General features: G+C 68.3%; 7 protein-coding genes. 2 read left to right on the top strand and 5 right to left on the bottom strand.

Annotated features, from left to right (window positions below; all coding sequences use genetic code 11):
• The first annotated feature begins 2 nt into the window (after window positions 1-2).
• A complete protein-coding gene (locus SK571_RS04210; RefSeq protein ID WP_319982691.1) occupies window positions 3-3,056 on the top strand; it encodes an AfsR/SARP family transcriptional regulator in 3,054 nt (1,017 codons plus the stop codon).
• Here the strand turns inward: SK571_RS04210 and SK571_RS04205 are convergent.
• Together SK571_RS04205 and SK571_RS04200 are read right to left on the bottom strand one after the other, a co-directional pair.
• Complete coding sequence (locus SK571_RS04205; protein ID WP_319982690.1) at window positions 3,053-3,517, bottom strand: SUKH-3 domain-containing protein; 465 nt, start codon at window positions 3,515-3,517, stop codon at window positions 3,053-3,055. The two genes, SK571_RS04210 and SK571_RS04205, sit on opposite strands and share 4 nt — an antisense overlap.
• Window positions 3,514-12,612: a LamG-like jellyroll fold domain-containing protein gene (locus tag SK571_RS04200; RefSeq protein ID WP_319982689.1), complete on the bottom strand. Its 9,099-nt coding sequence runs from the start codon at window positions 12,610-12,612 to the stop codon at window positions 3,514-3,516. The genes SK571_RS04205 and SK571_RS04200 overlap by 4 nt, the downstream gene beginning before the upstream one ends.
• Window positions 12,613-12,847: 235 nt before the next feature.
• Between SK571_RS04200 and SK571_RS04195 the strand changes: the two genes are divergently transcribed.
• The gene (locus tag SK571_RS04195; protein WP_319982688.1) at window positions 12,848-14,791 is read left to right on the top strand and encodes a tachylectin-related carbohydrate-binding protein; all 1,944 of its coding nucleotides are present in this window, start codon (window positions 12,848-12,850) and stop codon (window positions 14,789-14,791) included.
• Window positions 14,792-16,038: 1,247 nt separating this feature from the next.
• Here SK571_RS04195 and SK571_RS04190 read toward each other — a convergent pair.
• From SK571_RS04190 to SK571_RS04180, 3 genes are read right to left on the bottom strand one after another with little or no spacing between them, the layout of a single operon-like run.
• Window positions 16,039-17,805 (bottom strand): DUF2264 domain-containing protein, encoded by a 1,767-nt coding sequence (locus SK571_RS04190; protein WP_319982687.1) that lies wholly within the window; start codon window positions 17,803-17,805, stop codon window positions 16,039-16,041.
• Window positions 17,802-18,770, bottom strand: a complete 969-nt coding sequence (locus SK571_RS04185) for a hydroxyacid dehydrogenase (protein WP_319982686.1) — start codon at window positions 18,768-18,770, stop codon at window positions 17,802-17,804. Before SK571_RS04185 ends, SK571_RS04190 begins: the two co-directional genes overlap by 4 nt.
• On the bottom strand, window positions 18,767-19,837 hold the full coding sequence (locus tag SK571_RS04180; protein ID WP_319982685.1) for a glycerate kinase: 1,071 nt from the start codon (window positions 19,835-19,837) through the stop codon (window positions 18,767-18,769). Before SK571_RS04180 ends, SK571_RS04185 begins: the two co-directional genes overlap by 4 nt.
• Window positions 19,838-19,839: the final 2 nt, after the last annotated feature.

Raw genomic sequence — 19,839 nt, 5'->3', positions numbered from 1 at the left:
GAGTGCGCGATCGACTTCCGGAGGTGGTGATGTCCGGCGGTTTCCGCTTCGGGGTGCTCGGGCCGCTCGAGGCGTTCGACGGCTCGCGGCCGCTCGCCGTGCGGACGGCGAAGCTGCGCGCGTTGCTCGCCCTGCTGCTGATCAGGGCGAACGAGGTGGTGCGCGTCGAAGAGCTGGCCGACAGGTTGTGGGGCGACTCGCCGCCGGCCAACGCCAAGCGGACGTTGCAGGTGTACGTCATGCGTCTGCGGGCGCTGCTCGGCGATGACAGGGAGCTGATCCGCACCACGCCGGGCGGCTACCAGCTCACCGTCGAACCTGGGGCGGTGGACCTGGTGGCGTTCCGGCGCATGGTGGCCACGGCTCGGGCCACGACCGATCTCGCCGCCCGCGCGGCTTTGCTGCGTGACGCCGACGCGTTGTGGCGGGGCACTCCGCTCGTCGACGTGCAGGCGACATACGTCGTCGCGCACGTGACGCCAGCGCTGGCGGAGGAACGGCTGCACGCCGTGGAACTGCGCCTCGACGCCGACCTGGAACTGGGCGAGCACTCAGCGGTGATCGGTGAGCTGCGGGCGCTGGTGTCCGCGCACCCGGTGCGTGAACGCATGTGGGCGCAGCTGATCACCGCGTTGTGGCGGTCCGGCCGGCAGGCGGACGCGCTCGCCGCATACCAGGACGTGCGCCGTGTGCTGGCCGAGGAGCTCGGCGTCGATCCCGGCCCCGAGCTGCTGCAGTTGCACGCGACGGTGCTGGCGGGCGGTGAAGGTGTGGCCGAACCCGCAGCCACGCCGGTGCCGATGCAGCTCCCTCTGGACCTGCGGGGGTTCGTCGGCAGGACGGAGCTGACCGAGTGGGTGACGACTCGAGTGCGTGCCTGCGCCGACGCCACGTCCGTCGTGGTGCTGAGCGGCCCGCCAGGCGTCGGCAAGACCGCGCTCGCCGTCCACGTCGCGCACCAGGTCCGCGAGCACTTCCCGGACGGCCAGCTGTTCGCGGACCTGCGCGGCTACGACGAACAGCCGCCGCTCACCGCCGAGCAGGTGCTCAACCAGTTCCTGCGCGGCACCGGCATCCCGGCTGAACGCATCCCGCTCGACGTGGACGAACAGGCAGCACTGTTCCGCTCGGTCGTCGCCGGTCGCCGCATGCTCGTGGTGCTGGACAACGCCGCCGACGCCGAGCACGTGCGCAAGCTCCTGCCGGCCGACGGGGGCTGCGCGGCGCTGGTCACGAGCCGGGATCCGTTGCGCGGCCTGGTGGTCACGCACGGGGCGCGCTCACTGACCGTCGACGTGTTCGACTCCGCCGAGGCCGAACAGCTGCTGGTGGACGTCGTCGGTCCGGAACTGGTGCAGACAGAACCCCTTGCCGCGGCGGAACTCGTCGCGCTGTGCACGCACCTGCCGCTCGCGTTGCGCATCGCCGCCGCGAACATCACCGGCTCGATCTCCGAGTACGTTGCCGAACTGCGCGGCCAGGGCCTGGCAGCCCTGTCCGTCGCGGGCGACGCCCGAGTAGCCGTGTCAGCCGCGTTCGACCTTTCCTACGCCGCACTGGATCCGTTGGCACAGCAGGCTTTTCGACTGCTCGCCAGAATACCGGGCGACGACTTCGGCACCGAGGTCGCGGCCGTGCTGATCTCCGCCTCCCCAGTCACCGCGGCCACGGTGCTGCGCGTGCTCACCGACGCGCACCTCGTGCTCCGCATCGCGCCGGGCCGGTTCCGCTTTCACGACCTGATCCGCAACTACGCCGCCGCACTGCCCGACCAGCGCGGCGTCGACAGCGTCTACGACTGGTACCTGACGCGCGCACTCGGCGCGGCACAACATCTCTACCCGGAGATGCTGCCGTGCTCCCCGGCTACCACGTTCCGCACCGCAGAAGACGCGCTGACGTGGCTGCACGCCGAACGAGCCAACCTGGTGGCCGCCATCTGCCACGCAGCCGACCACGGCCCACACCCGATGGCGTGGCAGCTGACCGACGCCCTGCGCGGCTACTTCTGGCTGCAGACCAACGGCACCGACTGGGCCGTGGCAGCCCACGCCGGCCTGCGCGCCGCCGTGGGCAATCCGCGGGCGCAAGCGTTGATGCACCACAGCCTCGGCACCCTCTACGCGAGCTTCCACCACCACGGCGTGGCTCTGGAGGAGTACGACCAGGCACTGCTCATCGCCTCCAACCACGACTTCCCTCGCGTAGTGCACGCCACCCGCAACAACATCGGCGTACTCCGTCAGGACATGGGCCAGCCCGCCGTCGCCATCACCGAGTACTCGTTGGCTCTGGTCGTCCAACGCGCAGCGGGTCACCTCGCCGCCGAGGCCACGACTCTGGTGAACCTCGGCTCGGCGTTCTGGGAGATGGGCGACCTGGCCCGCGCCCGCGCGACCTTCGACGAGGCTCTGCTCCGCCTGGGTGAGACCGACGCCCACCAGGCACGGGTGGAGGTGCAGGACAGCCTCGCCAGAGTGCACCTGGACCGCGGCGACCTGGCCCAGGCCCACGACCACGCCTCCCGGGCCCTGGCGTCCGCCGCCCACCATCCCCGCCTGGCCGCCGAGGCGCACAACACCCTGGGCGCCGTCTGCCTGCGGTTAGGTCTTTCCGACGACGCTGTGAACCACCACTCCCGTGCGTTCGACGTGGCACGCTCGCTCGGCCATCGCCGGGCAGAGGCCGCCGCCCTGCTCGGCATGGCGGAGGCCTTGAGCGCGGCCGGGCGGGATGCCGATTCGCTGGAGATGTGCCGGCGGGCGCAGTCGCTGGTGGTGTCGTCGGGAGTCCGGTCTCGTGTCGGCCGGGTGCTGACGGCGCTCGCTGCCGCTCACCTTCGGCTGGGGAATGCGCCGGCTGCTGTCGTCGACGGGTGGCGGGCCGTTCTGGCTCATCGGGAGCACGGGCATCGGCTGGGCGAGGCCCGGGCTTTGCGGGTGTACGCGGATGCGGTGGGGGCGGTGTCCGGGGAGGAGCAGGCTCGGCCGCATCGGGAGATGGCGGCCGAGCTCTTCGCCTCGCTCGGGGTGGACGTGGTTCCGAACCCGGTCTAGAACGCGAACGGAAGCACGCGCGGGTCACGCGTTCCCACCAACATCACGTCCAGTGCCTCCGTGAAGGAGTCGGCGATGTCCAGCGGTTCGACGTGGTCCCAGGACACGACCTTTCCCCTGTCGCCCAGGTACACGATCGAGTTCGAGACCCACTCGGCGATCGGGTAGAAGGTCTGTCCGAAGAGCACCTCGAACCTCTCAGCGATGTCGTACGCGCCCGCTCCTGCAAGCTCAGGCTCGAAGTGAAGTCGCTCCCCGTACTTGGCAGCCGGGCTCGGCGTCACCGTCAACCCGCCAAGACTCGTCAAGACCTCCTTCGCAGCAGGCGAAAGTCGATGCCCTTCGCTGCGCAGCACGTCGTCCCACGCTTCGATCGAGACGTTGCGGCCGGGGTACCACCCGGCCGCTTCCAGCAGCGACCGGGCGGGAGGAGCGATGGTTTCCACGATCGACAAGGTCATCTCATCTCGTCCCAGGTGATGTCGAGTCCCTCCAACGCGGTTTTGCAATAAAGATCGCAGGGATCCACCACCGATCCGTGTTTTGTCGTTGGACTCTGAAGTGACTTCACGAACACCGATCTCATGTGACCTCCCCGGACCGCTTTAATGCCCTCGGCGTTACACGCCTTAATGAGCGCGTTGATCTCGCCGCAAACACCCCGCCTACTGTCCATCGTGATGTTCGTGACCTCATCTAGCACACGTTTCAGCGGGTTCGGCATGTTAAGCCCTTCCGCGGCATATGCGCGGTAGACCCCTCCGCTCGGCGAAACGTACTCGGACGCGACGCGTGGCGTCGACTTCTGGCTGTCACCGCGCAGGCTGTCCGCATAAGTTCCCAGGTCGACGTCGTCGACGATGTCCCTCTCCCCGAACGACGCCACCAGTTCCTTGCTGACCAGCCTGCCGTCACCGTCGCGTTCGATCCGGTAGATGCCCTGCTCGGTGTAGATCTTCGTCAACGAGTTGTCGTTGCTGGACAGCTCCGACGGCAGGGTCTCCTCGGCGTTCTGGATGACCGTGTTATCGGCCCCCAGCACCGCCTGCCGCGCCTTTTCGTTGACGACTTCCTCGTCCTGGACGTCTTGCAGCACCGTCGACACGACCGCCGCCGGCACGTCCGGGTTCGCCGCCACGACACCGCCGGCGATCACGACCGCGAGCGCTGCCGGGTCGAGCGCCATCTCAACGTTCTTGACAGCCTGCTCGGCCTCGATGCGGGCGATCACGCCCGGCGGGATCGGCGGCGGGAGGACGACGTCGGGCGGAAGCTGGGCGAAGTCACCGATCTCGCCGTTCTCGCTCACCGGTTGCTCGGGGTCGAGGGAACCCGGCTTCTTCTGCGCGAAGTTGAACTTCGGCCAGTGGCTGAGGAAGCTGTTCTGTGGCTTCGAGGTGATGCCGTCGACGATGTCGTAGGCGAGGAAACCCCAGCCGATGAACGGGACCAACCGGCCGGTTCCGCGGGCGGCCAGTTGTGCCGGGATCTTGGTCTTCAACTTGACCGCGGCCCTTGTGAGCGGCGGGCAAGCCGCGACAGGCGACAGCCATGAGCGTCCGTTGGTGGCGCAGTAGTGGCCGTCCGGGTCGTAATTGCCGACTGGGTCGCCGTTGCCGTAGGTGAAGCGGTTCGCACCGCCCGAAGGCGCCGTGGGCAAGGAGATGTCGTCGCGCGAGGTGAACGCGCCGGCCGCCGGGTCGTACCAGCGGGCGCCCATGTCCACCTCGCCGCTGTCCGGGTCGGTGTAGTCCGACTGGAAGCCGAGCGAGGAGCGGGTTCCGGTGCTCGCCAGCACCTTGCCGAACGGGTCGAATGTCGTCGAGTCGGCCAGACCGGTCAGTGCCGCGCCGCCGTCGAAGCCAGCCACCACGTCGCCGTGCCGGTCAGCGACCAAGGTGCGCTTGTCGTTGCCCCGGCTGAGCGACAGCAGTGAACCGGTCAGGTCGCGGCTGTAGTTCGTCGTGCCGTCGGAGGCGACGTTCAGGGACTTGCCAACGTAGGAGAACGCCACCCCGTTGCGGCGCACCGAGCGGTCGAGGCCGTCGTAGGTGTACGTGGCCGCGCCGCGCTTCACCGAGCGGTCGAAAGCGTCGAACTGGTACGTCACGTCGCCGCGTTTGATCGGGGTGCCGCGTGCCGACCAGGTGTAGGAAGTGCTGCCGTCGGACAGCATCCGGTTACGTGCGTCGAACGTCGCCGTGCTCGCGCCTGCAGACGTGCGGTTGCCCGAGTCGTCCCAGTCGTAAGCGGTGGCCACACTGCCAGCGGCCCAGGTCTTCAGGCGGCCCGACTTGTCGTAGGTGTAGGTGTTGTCGGTGACCGAGGCGCCGGTGACGACCTTCTTGCGCTTGACCCGGTCGGCCAGGTCGTACTCGTAGGTCGTGGCGGTGACGGTGGTAGTGCCGCCGCGCAGGGTGTCGCTCGCGAGGCCGCCGAACTCGTTGTAGCCGTAGGTCCTGGTGTTGCCCGCACCGTAGGCCACAGACTCCAGCGAGCCCGCGTTGTCGTAGTCCAACACTCGGGTTCGGCCGGTGGCGCCGTCGAGGACAGTCCTGAGTCGACCATCCACATAGGAGTTAACGGTGGTGCCGGCGGCGTCGGTCTGCGTCAGCGGCCTGCCATCGGCGTCGTAGGTGAACGACGAGTTGCCGGACGGGCCGGTCGCGCTGAGCAGCAGGCCCTGGTCGTTGTAGTCGAACGTGTTGGTGCCACCGGGCGCATTGGTGGTCTTGAGTCTGCCCGCGGCGTCGTAGGTGAGTGCACGGTTCGGTGTGGCGACCTCAGCGCCTGCGCCGGTTTCCTCCCTCATGCGGTTCAGGGCGTCGTACATGCGGGTGCGCGTCACGCCTCCCGGCGCCTTCAGCAGGTCCGGGTTGCCCGCCAGGTCGTAGCTCGTCGTCCAGGTGCGGTCGGCGGGCTGAGGGTGTTGCGGTGTCGAGGGTTCGACGGTCGACTCGGGCAGGCCGAGGCTGTTGTAGGTGGTGACGAACCTGTTCAAGCGTCCGTCGGTGAAGCGCGTGCGTTGCCCGTTGGCGTCGTAGCCGAACGACGTGGTGATGGACTTGTTGTCCGCCACCGGTTCGACCTGGCTCACGAGCCGGTTCGCCGCGTCGTAGGCGAACGTCGTGGCTTCCTGCTCGGCGTTGCGGCTCTCGACCACGTTTCCGGCGTCGTCGTACACGGTCGCGGTCTGGCGCAGCACAGCCTGCTGCGCGTTGAGCTGATAGGTGCCCACAGGGCGCCCCGCCGCGTCGATCTTGGCGAACGACGTGCGCCCGAGGCCGTCGGACACGCGGACTTGGTTGCCCACCAGGTCGTAGCCGAACTGGGTGGTGACGTTGTCCGGCGCGGTGGTCCGGATCCGCTCGCCGAGCACGTTGTAGTCGTGCTGGGTGACGGACTTCGACGGCGGGGTGACCGTGCGCAGGTTGCCCGCGTCGTCGTAGCGCAGCTCGGTGGTGTACGCGGCGGGTTGCGGCTTGCGCTCCAAAGAGGTGCTGGTGACCGGCCTGCCGAGGTCGTCGTAGGTCGCCTGGGCCCGTGCGCCGGTCGGGTCCGTCACCGACAACGTCTCACCGGTCGCGGTGTAGGTGTACGACCAGATTCCGCCGGGAGCGGGCTCCCGGACCTCGCGCAGCCTGCCCAGCTGGTCGTAGCGGCTCGTGGTCACGCCGTCGCGCGGGTCCTTCACCTCGATCCGGTTGCCCAGGCCGTCGTACTTCACGGTCTGCACCGACTTCTTCGCCGTGTTCTCGCCCGGCCGCGTGTAGTCCGGCGACTCGGTGCGCACGACGCGTCCGAGCCGGTCGTAGCCGGTCGTGGCGACCTGGCCGTTCGGGGACCTGATGTGCGTCGGCGCGCCGAACGTGTCGAGGCCCGTCGTGACCATCGGGCTGTGCGCGACCGGATCTCCGCCGTTCGACTCCACCTGCACGAGGGGCGAGGTGACCGTCACCTGGTTGCCGTGCTCGTCGTAGCCGAAGTTGGTGGTGTTGTTGCGCGGGTCGGTGACCGAGGTCAGCAGGCCTCGGTCGTTGTAGCCGTGCTGGGTGACCAGCGACTTGGGACCGTTGACGACCGTCCGCTTGAACATCCGGCCGGCGAGGTCGTACTGGAAGTCGGTGACTTCGACGCGGCTGGTGTCGATGCCGACGCTGTTGGAGCTCAGGCCGGTGCGCTTGACCTGGGTCGTGTTGCCCTGGGTGTCATAGGTGAACTCGGTCCTGCGTTTGAGACCGTCCGGATCGGACTCGGTGGCCCTGACCCGGCCGACGGCGTCGTAGGTGCTGGTCGTGACGCGCTTGCCGGTCCCGTCCGTGCCGGGGGTCAGCTGACGGACCGGGTTGCCCGCGCCGTCGTAGAGGTTCTCCTCCAGCAGGACGTCCCGCGCTGGTTCACCGGCGTTGAAGGGGTTGCGCACGCCCTTGGCGACGACCTTGTGAAGCAGGTCGTCGTTGTAGTAGATGAACTGCTTCGTGCGCCCCATCGCGTCGGTGGCGCGGGTCGTTCGGCCGGCGAGGTCGTAGGTGAACGACTGCAGCACGAGCGTGGTGCCCGGCGTGTCCGACGTCGTACCCTCACCGGTGCCGCTGCCCGGCACGACCGGCTGGTCGTGGAACGCGCGCAGCCGCACCTCGGCGATCTTGTTGCGGCCGGTGTAGGCGTACTCGTACTTCGTGCCGCCCGCGTCCGTCATGGACGCGCGGTTGCCGAACGAGTCGTAGCCGTAGAACGTCTTGGCGCCCTCGGCGTCGGTCCGCACGCTGAGCCGGCCTCGGTCGTCGTACTCGTTCGTCGTGACGCGCTCCGCGTCGCCACCGGTGACGTCCTTGACCTTCACCTCGAGCGGCCGGCCATCGGCGTCGTAGGACGTCTCGGTCCGCAACGTGTGCTTGACTTTCGTGACCAGGTTGGTGGTGGCCGGTTCCGTTACCGACGTGCGCCGCGACAACCTGTCGTAGGCGAACGTCGTCTGGAGGCCCTGCGGGTGGTCGTCGGAGATCTGCTTCTGGGACGTGCGCCTGCCCAGCGCGTCGTAGGTGTACTGGGTGATCAGCCCGGTCGCGACGACCTCTTCCTGGGCGAGGTCGCCGTTGCGGAAGTAGCTGTACTTCGTGACGGCGCCGCGACTGTCCTTCGAGGTGGCGAGGAGGCCGGCGGGCGCGCCGCCTCCGTCGAACGCGGGGGTGCCGCCGTTGAGCAGCGTGTAGGTGTGGGTGATCCCCCCACCGTCCGGTTTGGACACCTGCGCGAGTAGCCCTCGCTGGTTGTTCTCGCCGGTGTAGGCGTAGCTGGTGAGGTAGCGGGAGTCGGTCGCGCCGGAGGAACGGGCGTCCCGGTGCGTGACGATCTTGTCGTTGCGCGGATCGGTGACGTCCCCGGTGTTGAGGTAGTAGGTCGAGTACGACGTCTGGCAGTCGCCCGGCGCGACGCGGCAGGTCTGGCGGGACACCAAGTTCCCGCGCTCGTCGGTGGTCAGGTGGACCTTGTTGCCGTTCTCGTCGGTGACGGTGCTCTGGAAGCCCTGCTCGTCGTAGGTGAACGTGCGGACGCCCTGGCCGTCGACGGGACCGCCGATCCACTCGTTCGGCGGCGTGCCCGGACCGCCGCAGTAGACCGGTGGCGGGTCACCGGGGCCCGGTGGTGGGCTGGTCGGGGCAGGACAGGTGGGTGCCGGTGGTGCGCTTGGCTTGCCCGTGGCGTCGCGCGCGTCCTCCGGCCTGGTGCCGAGGCCCAGCGGGGCGGCGTAGCGCAGCACGCGCCCGCGCTTCGGGTCGAAGTCGTAGAAGTGCTGGCGGTTGCCGGGATCCGTGACGCGGGTGGTGCGGATCAGGTTGTCGGCGGTGCCGGTGACGACCGGAGTGCTGATCTTCCACAGGCCGCCGTCGCGGTCGGTGAACTCGCTTACCCTGTCGTTGACGAGGTCGTAGCGCAGCTGTGCCGCCGTCCGTCCACTTGGGAGGGTCAGCCTCGTCAGCTGGTCGGACGGGGCGCGGGCCTGGTAGTGGGACTTGACCTCGGCCGGACCGAGCGGGTGCTCGTAGTAGGCGACCTCGTCGATCAGGCCCGAGAAGTAGCGGCGCGCGTCGGTGCCCCAGCCGGGCCACGCGGACGGCGGCACGGTGTAGCCGCCGCCGATCTGGCTGTGCAGCGCGTCCGGGTGGTTGATCTCACCGGCGAGCGGCGTGGTGCTGACCGGCTCGCCGTCGAGGTAGAGCATCTGGGTGGCGAGCGATCCGGACAGCACCACGTGGTGCCACTGGTCGTCGTTGACCGTCCTGGTCGAGGTGAGCGGGTTCGCGGCACCGTTCCAGAACTGGCCGCGCAGCTTGCCGTCCTGCCCGACGTACAACGCGGGCACGGCGCCGGCGGAGACCCCGGTGATCGGCTGCTGCTGGTAGCCGAACAGCGGGCCGCCCGCCGACGTCTTGAACCACAGCTCAACGGTGAGGTCGCGGTTCTTGCGCACCATGCCCGCCGGCAGCGTGATCACCGACGAAGAGCCGTTGAACCGGCCGGAGCCGTCGGAGGTGCCGTTCAGCACGCCCTCGGCGGGCGTGACGTCCTTCGAGACGCCGTCGTCCTTGCCGAGGTTCGTGCGGACCTGGCTCTCGGACTTGGTCCCAAGTGGGTCACCGAGCCGCCAGTACGACAGCGGCCGCGAGTCGACCACCACGCTGCGGTAGTGCGATCCGAGCTGGTAGTCGTACTTCGTGCAGTGGTTCTCGGGCCCGCAGGCCTGGTCGAGCTTGTCTCCGGTGTAGCTGTAGGTCCAGACGATCCCGTCCGGGCTGCCGTCCACCGGGTCAGTCGTGACGGTCCTGACGTGCGTGCCGCCTGCCCAGCCGAACTCCAGGGCGCGGTCGCTCGTGCGGTTGATGGCCCGCTTGATGTTGCCGGCGCCGTCGTACTCGACCTCGACGACATGCCCAGCCTCATCGATGATCTTCCACAGCCTGCCGTCGACGCGGAATCGGTAGCTGGTGAAGGCCTTGTCGGTGAGCAGCCAGCCGCCACCGCTCTCGGCGGCCTCGGTGCGGAAGTTCGCCGAACGGCCGGGTGGCGGGGAGAAGGTGCCGTCAGCGTTGCGGCCGAACCGGACCTGCTGACCATCGGGGTAGGTGACGACGACGTTGCCGGAACCGTCACCATCGGGCTGGACGCGCATGTCGTAGCGGGTCGACCAGCCGGCGCCGAAGATCAGGTTCTTGCGCGGGTCAAGGCTGTTGTACGTGCGCACGACGTCGAGCGCCGGACCGGTGACAGCAACGGACGCGTCGACCGCGCTGGAGAAGTAGTTGCCGGTCTGCGAGTCGAAGTTCTCGTTCGCACCGCCGTAGGGCGCGTTCGCGAGGTGCGAGGTGATCTCCGGCTGCGGCACGGCGGTGAGCAGGGTGCTCGGCGGCAGTTCCACGCTCTCGGCGATGCCGTCATACCCGAACGCACGCCACTGGTAGCTCTTGCTCCACCGCAGCGCGCCGACCGGGACCGTGAACACGCGGTCGTTGACGTAGCCGGAGTTGACGACGCAGCCGACACCGTTGTTGTCGACGTACTTCTCGCAGATCTCGAACCGGTACTGCGGTTTCTTGTCCGGCGGCGAGTCGACGTCGACGGCGTCGACCCACAACTGCGGAGTCAGCGTCTGCACCGAGTAGCCGTTGGGCGGGTACTGCGCCTTGACGATCGGCTTGATGTTGACCACGCGCAACGTCAGCCGGGCGGGCGGGATCTGCTCGTCGGTGAACCAGGGTCCGCCCTTGCGCAGCATCGAGAAGTCGAGGATGTACTCCCCGATCGGCATCGCGTTGATCTGGGCATCGAGCGTGACCGAGCCCCCGCGGGGCACGTCGCCGGTCAGCTTCTGGGACTCGACGGTCGCGAAGGGGGCGCCGTTGGCGGCGTAGGCGCGGTATCCGAGGACGAAGCTGTCCTTGCCCCACGTCTGCGCGCCGCGGTTGGTGACGGTGATCTTGACCTTGCCAGGTGACTGGGCGTGCACCGGCGGGTCCGGCACCCCGTTGTCGATGCGGTACTCCGCGTCGTAAGGGCTGTGGGTGACGAACAGCCTCGGCTTGTTCGCGGTGCCGTGGCCGGTGAACTTCTTCCAGCCGAGGCTGTCGGTCTCCGAGGCGCGGACGGTGAGGCCGTGGTTGGGCTGGCCGTTCACCCATCCCTGCACAAGGTCGCGGCCGCGCACACCGAGGTCGATCACCTCGGACGCCGTCGGACAGCTCGACACGGGCTGCCAGTCACCGATGTAGCCGTGTGCGAAGGACGAGCTCGTCAGCGGTTCGGGGTCGAATGCGGGGCCTGGGTAGCCCCCACCGGTGCCCCACGCGCTTCGGACCGCGTGCACGGTGATCGGCCGCGGATCGCAGGACTTGGCCGAGTAGTTGGTGAGGTAGAGCTGAGCGCCGAACACCTTGTGGTCGCGGATCGCACCGGCGACGTCGCCGAAGTTCAGGTAGCTGGCGTGCTTGACGCCGTTGTTCAGCCCGACGAGCAGGTCCTGGGCGCCGGACTGACGGCCGTTGCCGTGCACCACGATGCTGTCGGTCGCCGTTAGTTCCAGCACGCTCGGGTCGACCAGGACCGGGAAGCGGCGGGCCGGATCACGCAGCCAGGCCCCGTCCGCCTCCACCTCGAGCGAGCCGTCCACAATGGAGTAATTGACGCCGAACGAGGTTGCAGGGTCCTTCGCCGAGTCGGTCATGAACCCCGCGGGAATGGTTGCGCGCTCGGCGCCTCTCCTGTCCTTGAGGACCACCTGGTTGTCGACGACCTGCGCGGTCAGCCCCTTGAGGTGCAGGGGGAAGCTCCACGACCTGGCCGCGTCCGGGCCGTGCAACACGACGGTCTCCTTGACACCGCCCGGAACCGATTCGAGCTTCAGGTCGCTGCCGGGCAGCGCGGCCGGGTAGGTGATTGTCGTACCGTCCACGATTCCGGTGGCGCGCGCGGCGCCCCGCAGGCCGTAGCCGAACTCTGCACCGTCACCGAAGTCCATGTGCACCAGGCGTTGCGCGTCCGATGTGCGCGCGAAGTTGGTGCGCACGCTGTCCGCGCGGTTTCGCCAGCCCTCCGCGCCCGCGTCCTCGACAGCAGGGTCGACGGCGTGCCACTCGCCCTCGGCGGACTGGTAGTTCAGCGCGTCACGGGAGAACTCGGTCGTGAGAGTGCCGTCGTCGTTGCGGTACGTGCGCTGCTGCCTGCCTCGTTGCTCGGGTAGTTCTTCACTGGTCTCTCGGTCGAAGCCGCGCACCTGTGCCGTGCCGGTGAACACCTTGGTCTCGTTGCGTGGCACGTCAGAGCGTTCCGGAAACTTGATCTCCGGATATCTGGACTGCAACGACTCGGGCTTCGCCTGGTGCGGCGGTCCCTCGGCGATCTCGTGCGGCTTGCCCGCCGCGCTGCCGCCCGCCTGCTCAGGTGCGAGCGCGATCGCCTCCAGCAAAGCCCGCTGCTCAGCGGTGATCAGCGGGAACAACTGCGACGCAGCCGGGCCGAACAACGTGACGAGCAACAACAGCGCCAGTCCGAGCAAGGACAAGCGCCGCACACGACCGCGTTTCTCCGCCACCACGTGAACCATCCCCCAGGCAGGACGAAATATCTGCTCCGCACGAGAGGATGAACCAGAAAGAACGAGTCCCACAAGGCTTTTAGCTGCTGTTTCACCACGAAATAGCGGTGTTGCAGAGATGAAACAGCCATGAAGGCGACGCGATATAAAATTGCACATCCCTTGTCGTACGCCTATTTCTCATCAATGTAGAGGAAAAGCAATGAGGCGAAGAGTGAAGCGGTGGACGCTACCGCTGCTGGCCAGCCTGATCGCGGCACCGCTGGCTGCGGTTTCGACCCCGCTGGTGGCCGCCGCGGACACCACTCCGGTGTGCCGCAGCGCGGCGCCGCTGTTCACCGTGCGCCAGAACGGCGACCTCGCGATCTTCGGGCACGAGGAGCCGGAGAACGGGCAAGCCGTGTGGAGTGGAGGCGAGGTCAAGGGCACCCAGTGGACCGGGCGCACCATCGCAGGGCCGGACGGCGTGCTCTACAACATCCCGCCGGACGGCGCGCTGAAGCGGTTGCGCTGGAACGGTTCCGGCTGGGACAACAACGGCCAGGCCGAGGTGATCGGCGTCGACTGGCAGCGCTTCACCACCGACGCGTACCGCAACCGGATCACCGTCGACGAGACAGGCCGGATCTACACGATCAACGACAAGGGCGAGCTGAGGGTCTACCTCTGGGACGCGCCGAACAAGAAGTGGCTCAACGCCGCCGGTGACGTCATCGGCGTGGGCTGGGACCGCTACGACTCGATCACCGCCGGCGGAGCGGGCGTGCTCTACGCGCGCAAGCCGACCGGCGAGCTGATCCGCTACCGCTACCACGCCGAATCACAGCGCTACGTACTGCGCGACCAGCAGGTCGGCACCGGCTGGAACGGCTTCAAGCGGATCTTCTCCCCCGGCGGCGACGTGCTCTACGGCGTGCGCCCGGACGGCGTGATGCTCTGGTACCGCTACATCGAGTCCAGCGGCACGTGGGTCGGCGGCGACACGACGGGCGTGCCCATCGGCAGCGACTGGCAGAACGACGACGTCAGCGCGATGAGCGACGCCTGCAAGCTCACCTCGGTGCCGTCGTTTCCCCAGCGCGTCGGCGTTCCGCTGGACAGCCGCGACGCGACGCACGTGATGATGGGCAAAGACGGTGTGCCGCAGTACTTCTACGTCAACGACTTCGGCCAGACCGTGCACGGCAAGCAGGTCAACTCGACCGACCCGCGCAGCGTCCAGTTGCAGGTCGTCGATGGCAACTCGCTGACCAAGACCCCCTCCGCGGTGCTCGGCGTGAACGACCGGCTGCAGGCGTTCGCACTCGGTCAAGACGGGGAAACCAGGACGACCACGCAGACTGCGGACGGTCTCGGCTGGTCCGGATACTCCTCGCTGGGCGGGTTCACGCCCGGCCCGGCGGCGTTCGTGCGTGACAAGGACAACCTGGTCCGCGGCTTCGCGGTGGACGCTGCCGGCAAGCTGTGGACCCGCTCACAGGCCACCGTCGACGGCCCGCTGATCCCGTGGGCCGAGGCCGGCGGCACGAACCTCACGTCCGACTTCGTGGTGATCCGCTCCGGCGACGGCTTCGAACTCGTCGCACGGACGACCGCTGGTGATGTCACGGCAGTGCGGTACGACCAGGCGGGCTTCGGCGCCTGGCGTGCGGTGCCGGGTGGCGCGATCACGGGCAAGCCCGCCGCCGTGCTGAACCTGGACGGCAAGCTCGACCTCTACGCCCGCCGCGCGGACGGGCTCGTGCACTGGCAGCGCGAGACGCGCAGCGGCTTCACCGGCATCTGGGCGTCGATCTCTGGCCTCACCGCGGTGGGCTCCCCCGCCGCAGCCGCCGTCGGCGGCGTCACGCGGGTCTCGGTCCGCAGCACGGACAACTACGTGCACACGAGCATGCAGTCGACGCCCGGCGGCACCAGCTACACGGACTGGTCGGTCCTCGCGGACTCCCGCACCGGCGCAAAGATGCTCGCCGCCACGGACCCGGCAATGGCCACGGTGACGAACGGCTCCGGGGTACTCATCACCTTCCGCGATCCCAACGACGTCTCGGGGTTCTACGCCTCCGCTGGCACAACGACAGGCCCGACGGCGGTCGCGCGTTCCGCCGCGGTCGGCGACTCGTTCACCGGCGGCCCCCAGCGGTGACGGCGGCGTTGTGGAGGCTCCCACCTGCGGAGCTTCCACAACGCCGTGTCCGTCTGTTGCCCTGACTGGGCAGTCAGCGGGCTGCACATCACATCCGGTTGGCTGCCGATGACGTCGATTCGCGCCGGCTGACGCTTGGACACCGTACAGATCTGCTTACCTCTTCGCCCAAGCGTCTGACACAAGATGTGGTCTGCATTCGTTTGAAGCTGCGAGTGAGCCCAAGCTGCGCCGTACCGACTTTGAACTGCGGCGACTATCCCGCATGAGAACCTATCCGGAGCCTGAGTTGTCTGGCTGGCGCTTCGCCGCGATGTGCGTAGGATCGAATCCTCGGCAGTTCAGCCCAGTTCAGCCCAGTTCAGCCCAGTTCAGCCCAGTTCAGCCCAGTTCAGCCCAGTTCAGCCCAGTTCGGCAAGTTCACCCGTTCGTGGTGAACCCATTTGCCGTTGGTTAAACGAAGGAGTCAGCGTCTCCTTCTTGGCTCCTTCATCTGCTTGTTGATCATGAAAATGATGATCAAGCAAAGATCGTTTCGCGCGCATGAAAAAGCCCGCTTACCTGGGCTTTCACCCAGAATCAGCGGGCTGATCCAGACCGTCGGGACGACAGGATTTGAACCTGCGACCCCTTGTCCCCCAGGGCCGCCCGATCAAGTGCGCCAGCAGTGGAAACACTGAAACCGCAGGTCGCGCCGGTGCCGTTGACTGCCGTTCAACATAGTCCAACACCGTTGGCGCACAATCGATCCTCCCATTTGACTCCCACTCCCAGCCGCCATCATCGGTCCGAAAAGGACCGTCGTGACGGCCAACACGCTACCGGCCTCAACTCCGAAGGGCTTGGATTGCACGGCGCGCACCGGAAGGAAGCCGCCGACCTCACACTTGCCGAGGTCGGCGACCGCGAAGACTGTTTTACAGAGCATGAAAGAGGACCAGCCGACCCTACGGGCCGAGCTGAGCCAGCTCAACAGCACTGTAGCTACCAAGTAGAATTCGTTGAAGCGTAAACGTAAGCTTGGACGACGTCGACCACATAGAGTCGCGGACAGCAACCTTGTACAAGAGGGACACGATCACCTGAGCGTGCTCCCAGCGTTGGAGATGCGCTGCCACGCTGCTGCGATGACTTTTCGAGCGGCACAGGACACGCAGTTCCAAGCCGCGGCTGCCGTGTCCGACCGCGATGCGGCACCGGTTCCCGTACGGGGACGCTCGGCATGCCGAGCGTGCTGACCGCGAGGTTCACTGTTCCCACACAGAGACGGGACAGAAGGTGATCCTGGTCGTCGTGTCGTCCTCCCAGCCAACCTCAATGGTGTCGGCGTTCGCCGAGATGACCGTTACCGGAACCCGTACCTCGGTCAAGGCTGCCACCGACGCAAACAACGCCGTGCCATGCACGGACGCCGAGAGCCTCGGAACGCGGGCACAGGGCGTGAACGCCGTGCCCCGCTGGATCGGGACCTCGTCCTGTTGTTCCCACCCGTGCACGGGGTGCAGGCCGGACGGCTCCGCGGTCGCCCAGCCCGTCTGTTCCACCTTCGCGCCGAACGGTGCGCCCACGACACGGTGCACCCGCAGCTCCCACGTCCCCTTGACCACGGTGACGCTCTCCACCCGCAACCCCGGCACCATCGCCGGCACGGTCGCGAATACCGGCCGGTGCCACGACGCAGCCCACCCCCACCTGTCCGTCCCTCCGGCACCCAGCGGGTGGATGCGGCGGCGAACGCTGCGTTCTCCAGCCACCACAACGCAGAAGTGGTTGTCGGCGACATCGTCGAGCGAGGTCGGCCCGGTCTCGGTGGAGTAGGCGAAACGCCCGTAGTGCGGGTCGTCGTCAGCGGCCGATTCGGCCTCGTCCGGCCCGACGTGGTCACTACCGTGGTTGTGCAGCCGAACTGTGCCGTCCACCCGCTGCACCAGTAGGCCGGGGCCTCGCAACGCCAGCACCCGGTCCTCGTCCGGGAGGGACCCCTCCTCAGTCCACAGTGGATGATCAGCGGGAGCGAGCAGGCACACGAACGCCTTCGACGCCCAGTACGGTGACGCGGGCCCGGAGTACGACTGCAGCGTCGCCTCCTGCGGGCCGTGCCACCCGAGGCTCAGCAGCCCGTTAGGCCCGATCGCCCCGCGGTCGAGGAAGTACCGCAGCGTCGAACTGATCAACGCACGGGACCGGCCGTACGACAGCGGAGTGTCACCGGTGACGGCACCCAACGCCACCGCGGAGGCCGCGGCGAACCTATAGGTCAGCGACCGTCCGAAATGGATTGGTGCGCCGTCCGTTCCGAACATTGCCGTGAAGCTCTCCAGGTGCTCGCGCAACCGTTCGCGGTGCGGGCTGTCCGTGCCGGCGAGGTAGGAGTCGAGCACCGGGTACAGGTGCAACGCCCACCCGTTGTAGTGATCGAACGCACGTCCGTCACCGTCGGAGTACCATCCCTCACCGAGGTACCAGGTCTCGAGCAGTTCCAGTGCACGCTCCCTGGCGCGAGCCGTCTCGGCGTCACCCCGGCCCACCGACTCCAGGAACCCGGCCACGGTGAACGGGAACAGGTACCAGTTGTTGGGCGCGGGCACGTGCCGCAACGCGCCGCGTAGCCAACCCTCCACCCGATCCTGCACGTGCGAGTCCAACTGGTCCCACAGCCACGGCCGGCTCACCCGCAGTCCCAGCGCCACGGACGCCGACTCCACCATCGGCTGCCCTTGCGCGCCGATGTCCCCGATGACCGGCCACGACTCCGCGTCGTCCCGGCCAGGTGTGGCCGTGCCGGCCTCGAGACCGGCGGCGTACCTGTCGATCCACCCCAACGGGTCGGTGCCGTCCGCGACCCGGAACGCGGCAGCGAGGAACGTACGGGCGTAACCCTCCAGACCGTCGCAGCGTTCGCCGTTGTGGGACGGCCGTCCTGGCAGGTTCAGCAGCGCGCCGCGAGGGGTGGCCCACCGCCAGGCGGCGACCAGCAGGTCGTCCGCGACGGCCTTCCACTCGGCCCGGATCACGCGATCCGGCCCAGGTCGCCGGGCTGCACGGCGTGCGCGAAACCGGCTCCCCCGATCCAGCTCCGCAACTCGGACACCGCGAACTCGACAAGGCGCGCGCACTCGTTGCCCTGCGAACCGGCGAGATGTGGAGTGATCAGCACGTTGTCGCAGTCCCACAACGGGTGTCCGGCCGGAAGGACCTCGGGATCCGTCACGTCCAGGATCGCGCTTACACCGCTCGACGCCAGCGCGTCCTGGTCGATGAGGGCTCCGCGGGCTGTGTTGATCAACACGGCGCCCGGTCGCATCAGGGTGATCAGCCTCCGGTCGACGAGACCACGTGTGGCGGGCAGCAGTGGGGCGTGCACTGTGACGACGTTGCTGCGAGCGAACAGTTCATCCAGACCCACATGCTCGACACCGAGCGCCGCCGCTTCTGCGGCGGGGACGTACGGGTCGTACAGCAGCACCTGGAAATCGAAGGGGCGCAACAGCTCAATCACCCGGCGGCCGATCATCGAGGCCGACAACACACCGACCGTCCGGCCGAAGTTGCCCACATCACGCGGAAACCGCGCACCTGGATCACGGGTCGCGCGGTAGGCACACGCGCGTTCCAGCACACGCTTGCCGGACAACAGGATCATGGCGACCGTGTACTCGGCGACGGGAAGCGCGTTGGCCACCGCGGCCGACGACACCTCGATCCCCCGCTTCCAGCACTCCTCGGTGACATGACCGCGCACCGAACCCGCCGTGTGCACGATGGCGCGCAACCTGGGTGCCTTGTCGAGCACGGCCGCGTCCAGTGGCGGGCAATCCCAGCCGGTGACCAGCACGTCCACGTCCGAGAGGTCGTCCGCGAAGCTGTGCAGCACCGGCAATCGCAGATCACACACCTCACCGAACGCCGCCATCGCCGAGGGCGTCAGCACCGCCTCCGCCGCCTCGGGCGACATCGCGAACCCCGCGCGCATTCTCATCGCACCCCTTCCGCCACTGTCCGTCCGGCCACGCGCAACCACGTGCCGGGGTCCGCGATCGCCGGCTCCGCGGCGCCGGCCAGTTCCACCAGTGAGGCGCACAACCGGATGCCCGCCGGAAGCTCGCAGGCGCGTTCGCCCACCACCAGCGCCACTTCGCACTCAGCGGAGGCCACGACGTTGCCGACGACCTTGCCGGTCCAGCTCTGCTCGTCGAGCCTGCCCTCACCGGTGATCACCAGATCCGCCCAGCACAACGCGGACTGCAGTCCGACCAGGTCGGCGACAAACCGCGAACCGGACTCGAGCCGGGCGCCCCAGCCGTGGACAAGTCCGAACGCGGTGCCGCCCGCCGCCCCCGCACCGGGTGCATCCGGATCACCACCGAGCACCGCTGCCCACGTCATGAGACCGTCCTCCAGCACCACGACATCGCCCGGCCCAGCACCCTTCTGCGGACCGAACCGGTGTGCCGCTCCAGCCGGACCGAGCAGCGGTGACATCACATCGGCCAGGCACACCACGCCGTCGACGGGCGGGGTGACGATCTCGCTGAGATCGACTCCTGTCACGTGCCGCAGCGCTCCACCGCCCAGCGGTGGCGCCGAACCACCCTCAGTGGACAGTCGCGCACCGAGGGCCACGAGCGCCCCGCTCCCGCCGTCCGTGGTGGCCGACCCGCCGAGCGCCGCAACGATCCTGGTCACGCCGGGATGGCAGGCAGCGGACCGCAGCAGCCGGCCGAACCCGAACGTACTCGCTCCCAGGGGGTCCGGCTCGCGAAGGAGCGGAAGCCCGCAGGCGACGGCGAGCTCCACCACGGCCGTTCCTCCCGGCAGCAACGACCAGTACGCCTCCCGAGGCCTGCCGATGGCGTCGACCGCCGGGACCGGCATGCGCCGAGCCGCCGGGAGCACGTCCAGGGTGCCCTCTCCGCCGTCGGCCAGCGGCAGGCACCGGATGTCGTCACCGGGCCGGGCGAGGCGCCATCCCTCGGCCAGCCGTTCCGCCACCGCCGCGGCGCCGACGGTACCTTTGAACGAGTCCGGCGCGATGAGAACGCGCATGG

This window comes from Lentzea kristufekii (genome assembly GCF_033949925.1).
GTDB classification, from domain to species: Bacteria; Actinomycetota; Actinomycetes; order Mycobacteriales; family Pseudonocardiaceae; genus Lentzea; species Lentzea kristufekii.
Note: the sequence above shows the minus strand (reverse complement) of the source record. Positions and strands in the feature narration are given on the sequence as shown.

Excerpts from the sequence above, each read along its gene's own strand:
- SK571_RS04180 (WP_319982685.1), bottom strand. The coding sequence starts at position 19,837 with ATGCGCGTTCTCATCGCGCCGGACTCGTTCAAAGGTACCGTCGGCGCC.
- SK571_RS04205 (WP_319982690.1), bottom strand. The coding sequence starts at position 3,517 with ATGACCTTGTCGATCGTGGAAACCATCGCTCCTCCCGCCCGGTCGCTG.
- SK571_RS04195 (WP_319982688.1), top strand. The coding sequence starts at position 12,848 with ATGAGGCGAAGAGTGAAGCGGTGGACGCTACCGCTGCTGGCCAGCCTG.
- SK571_RS04185 (WP_319982686.1), bottom strand. The coding sequence starts at position 18,770 with ATGAGAATGCGCGCGGGGTTCGCGATGTCGCCCGAGGCGGCGGAGGCG.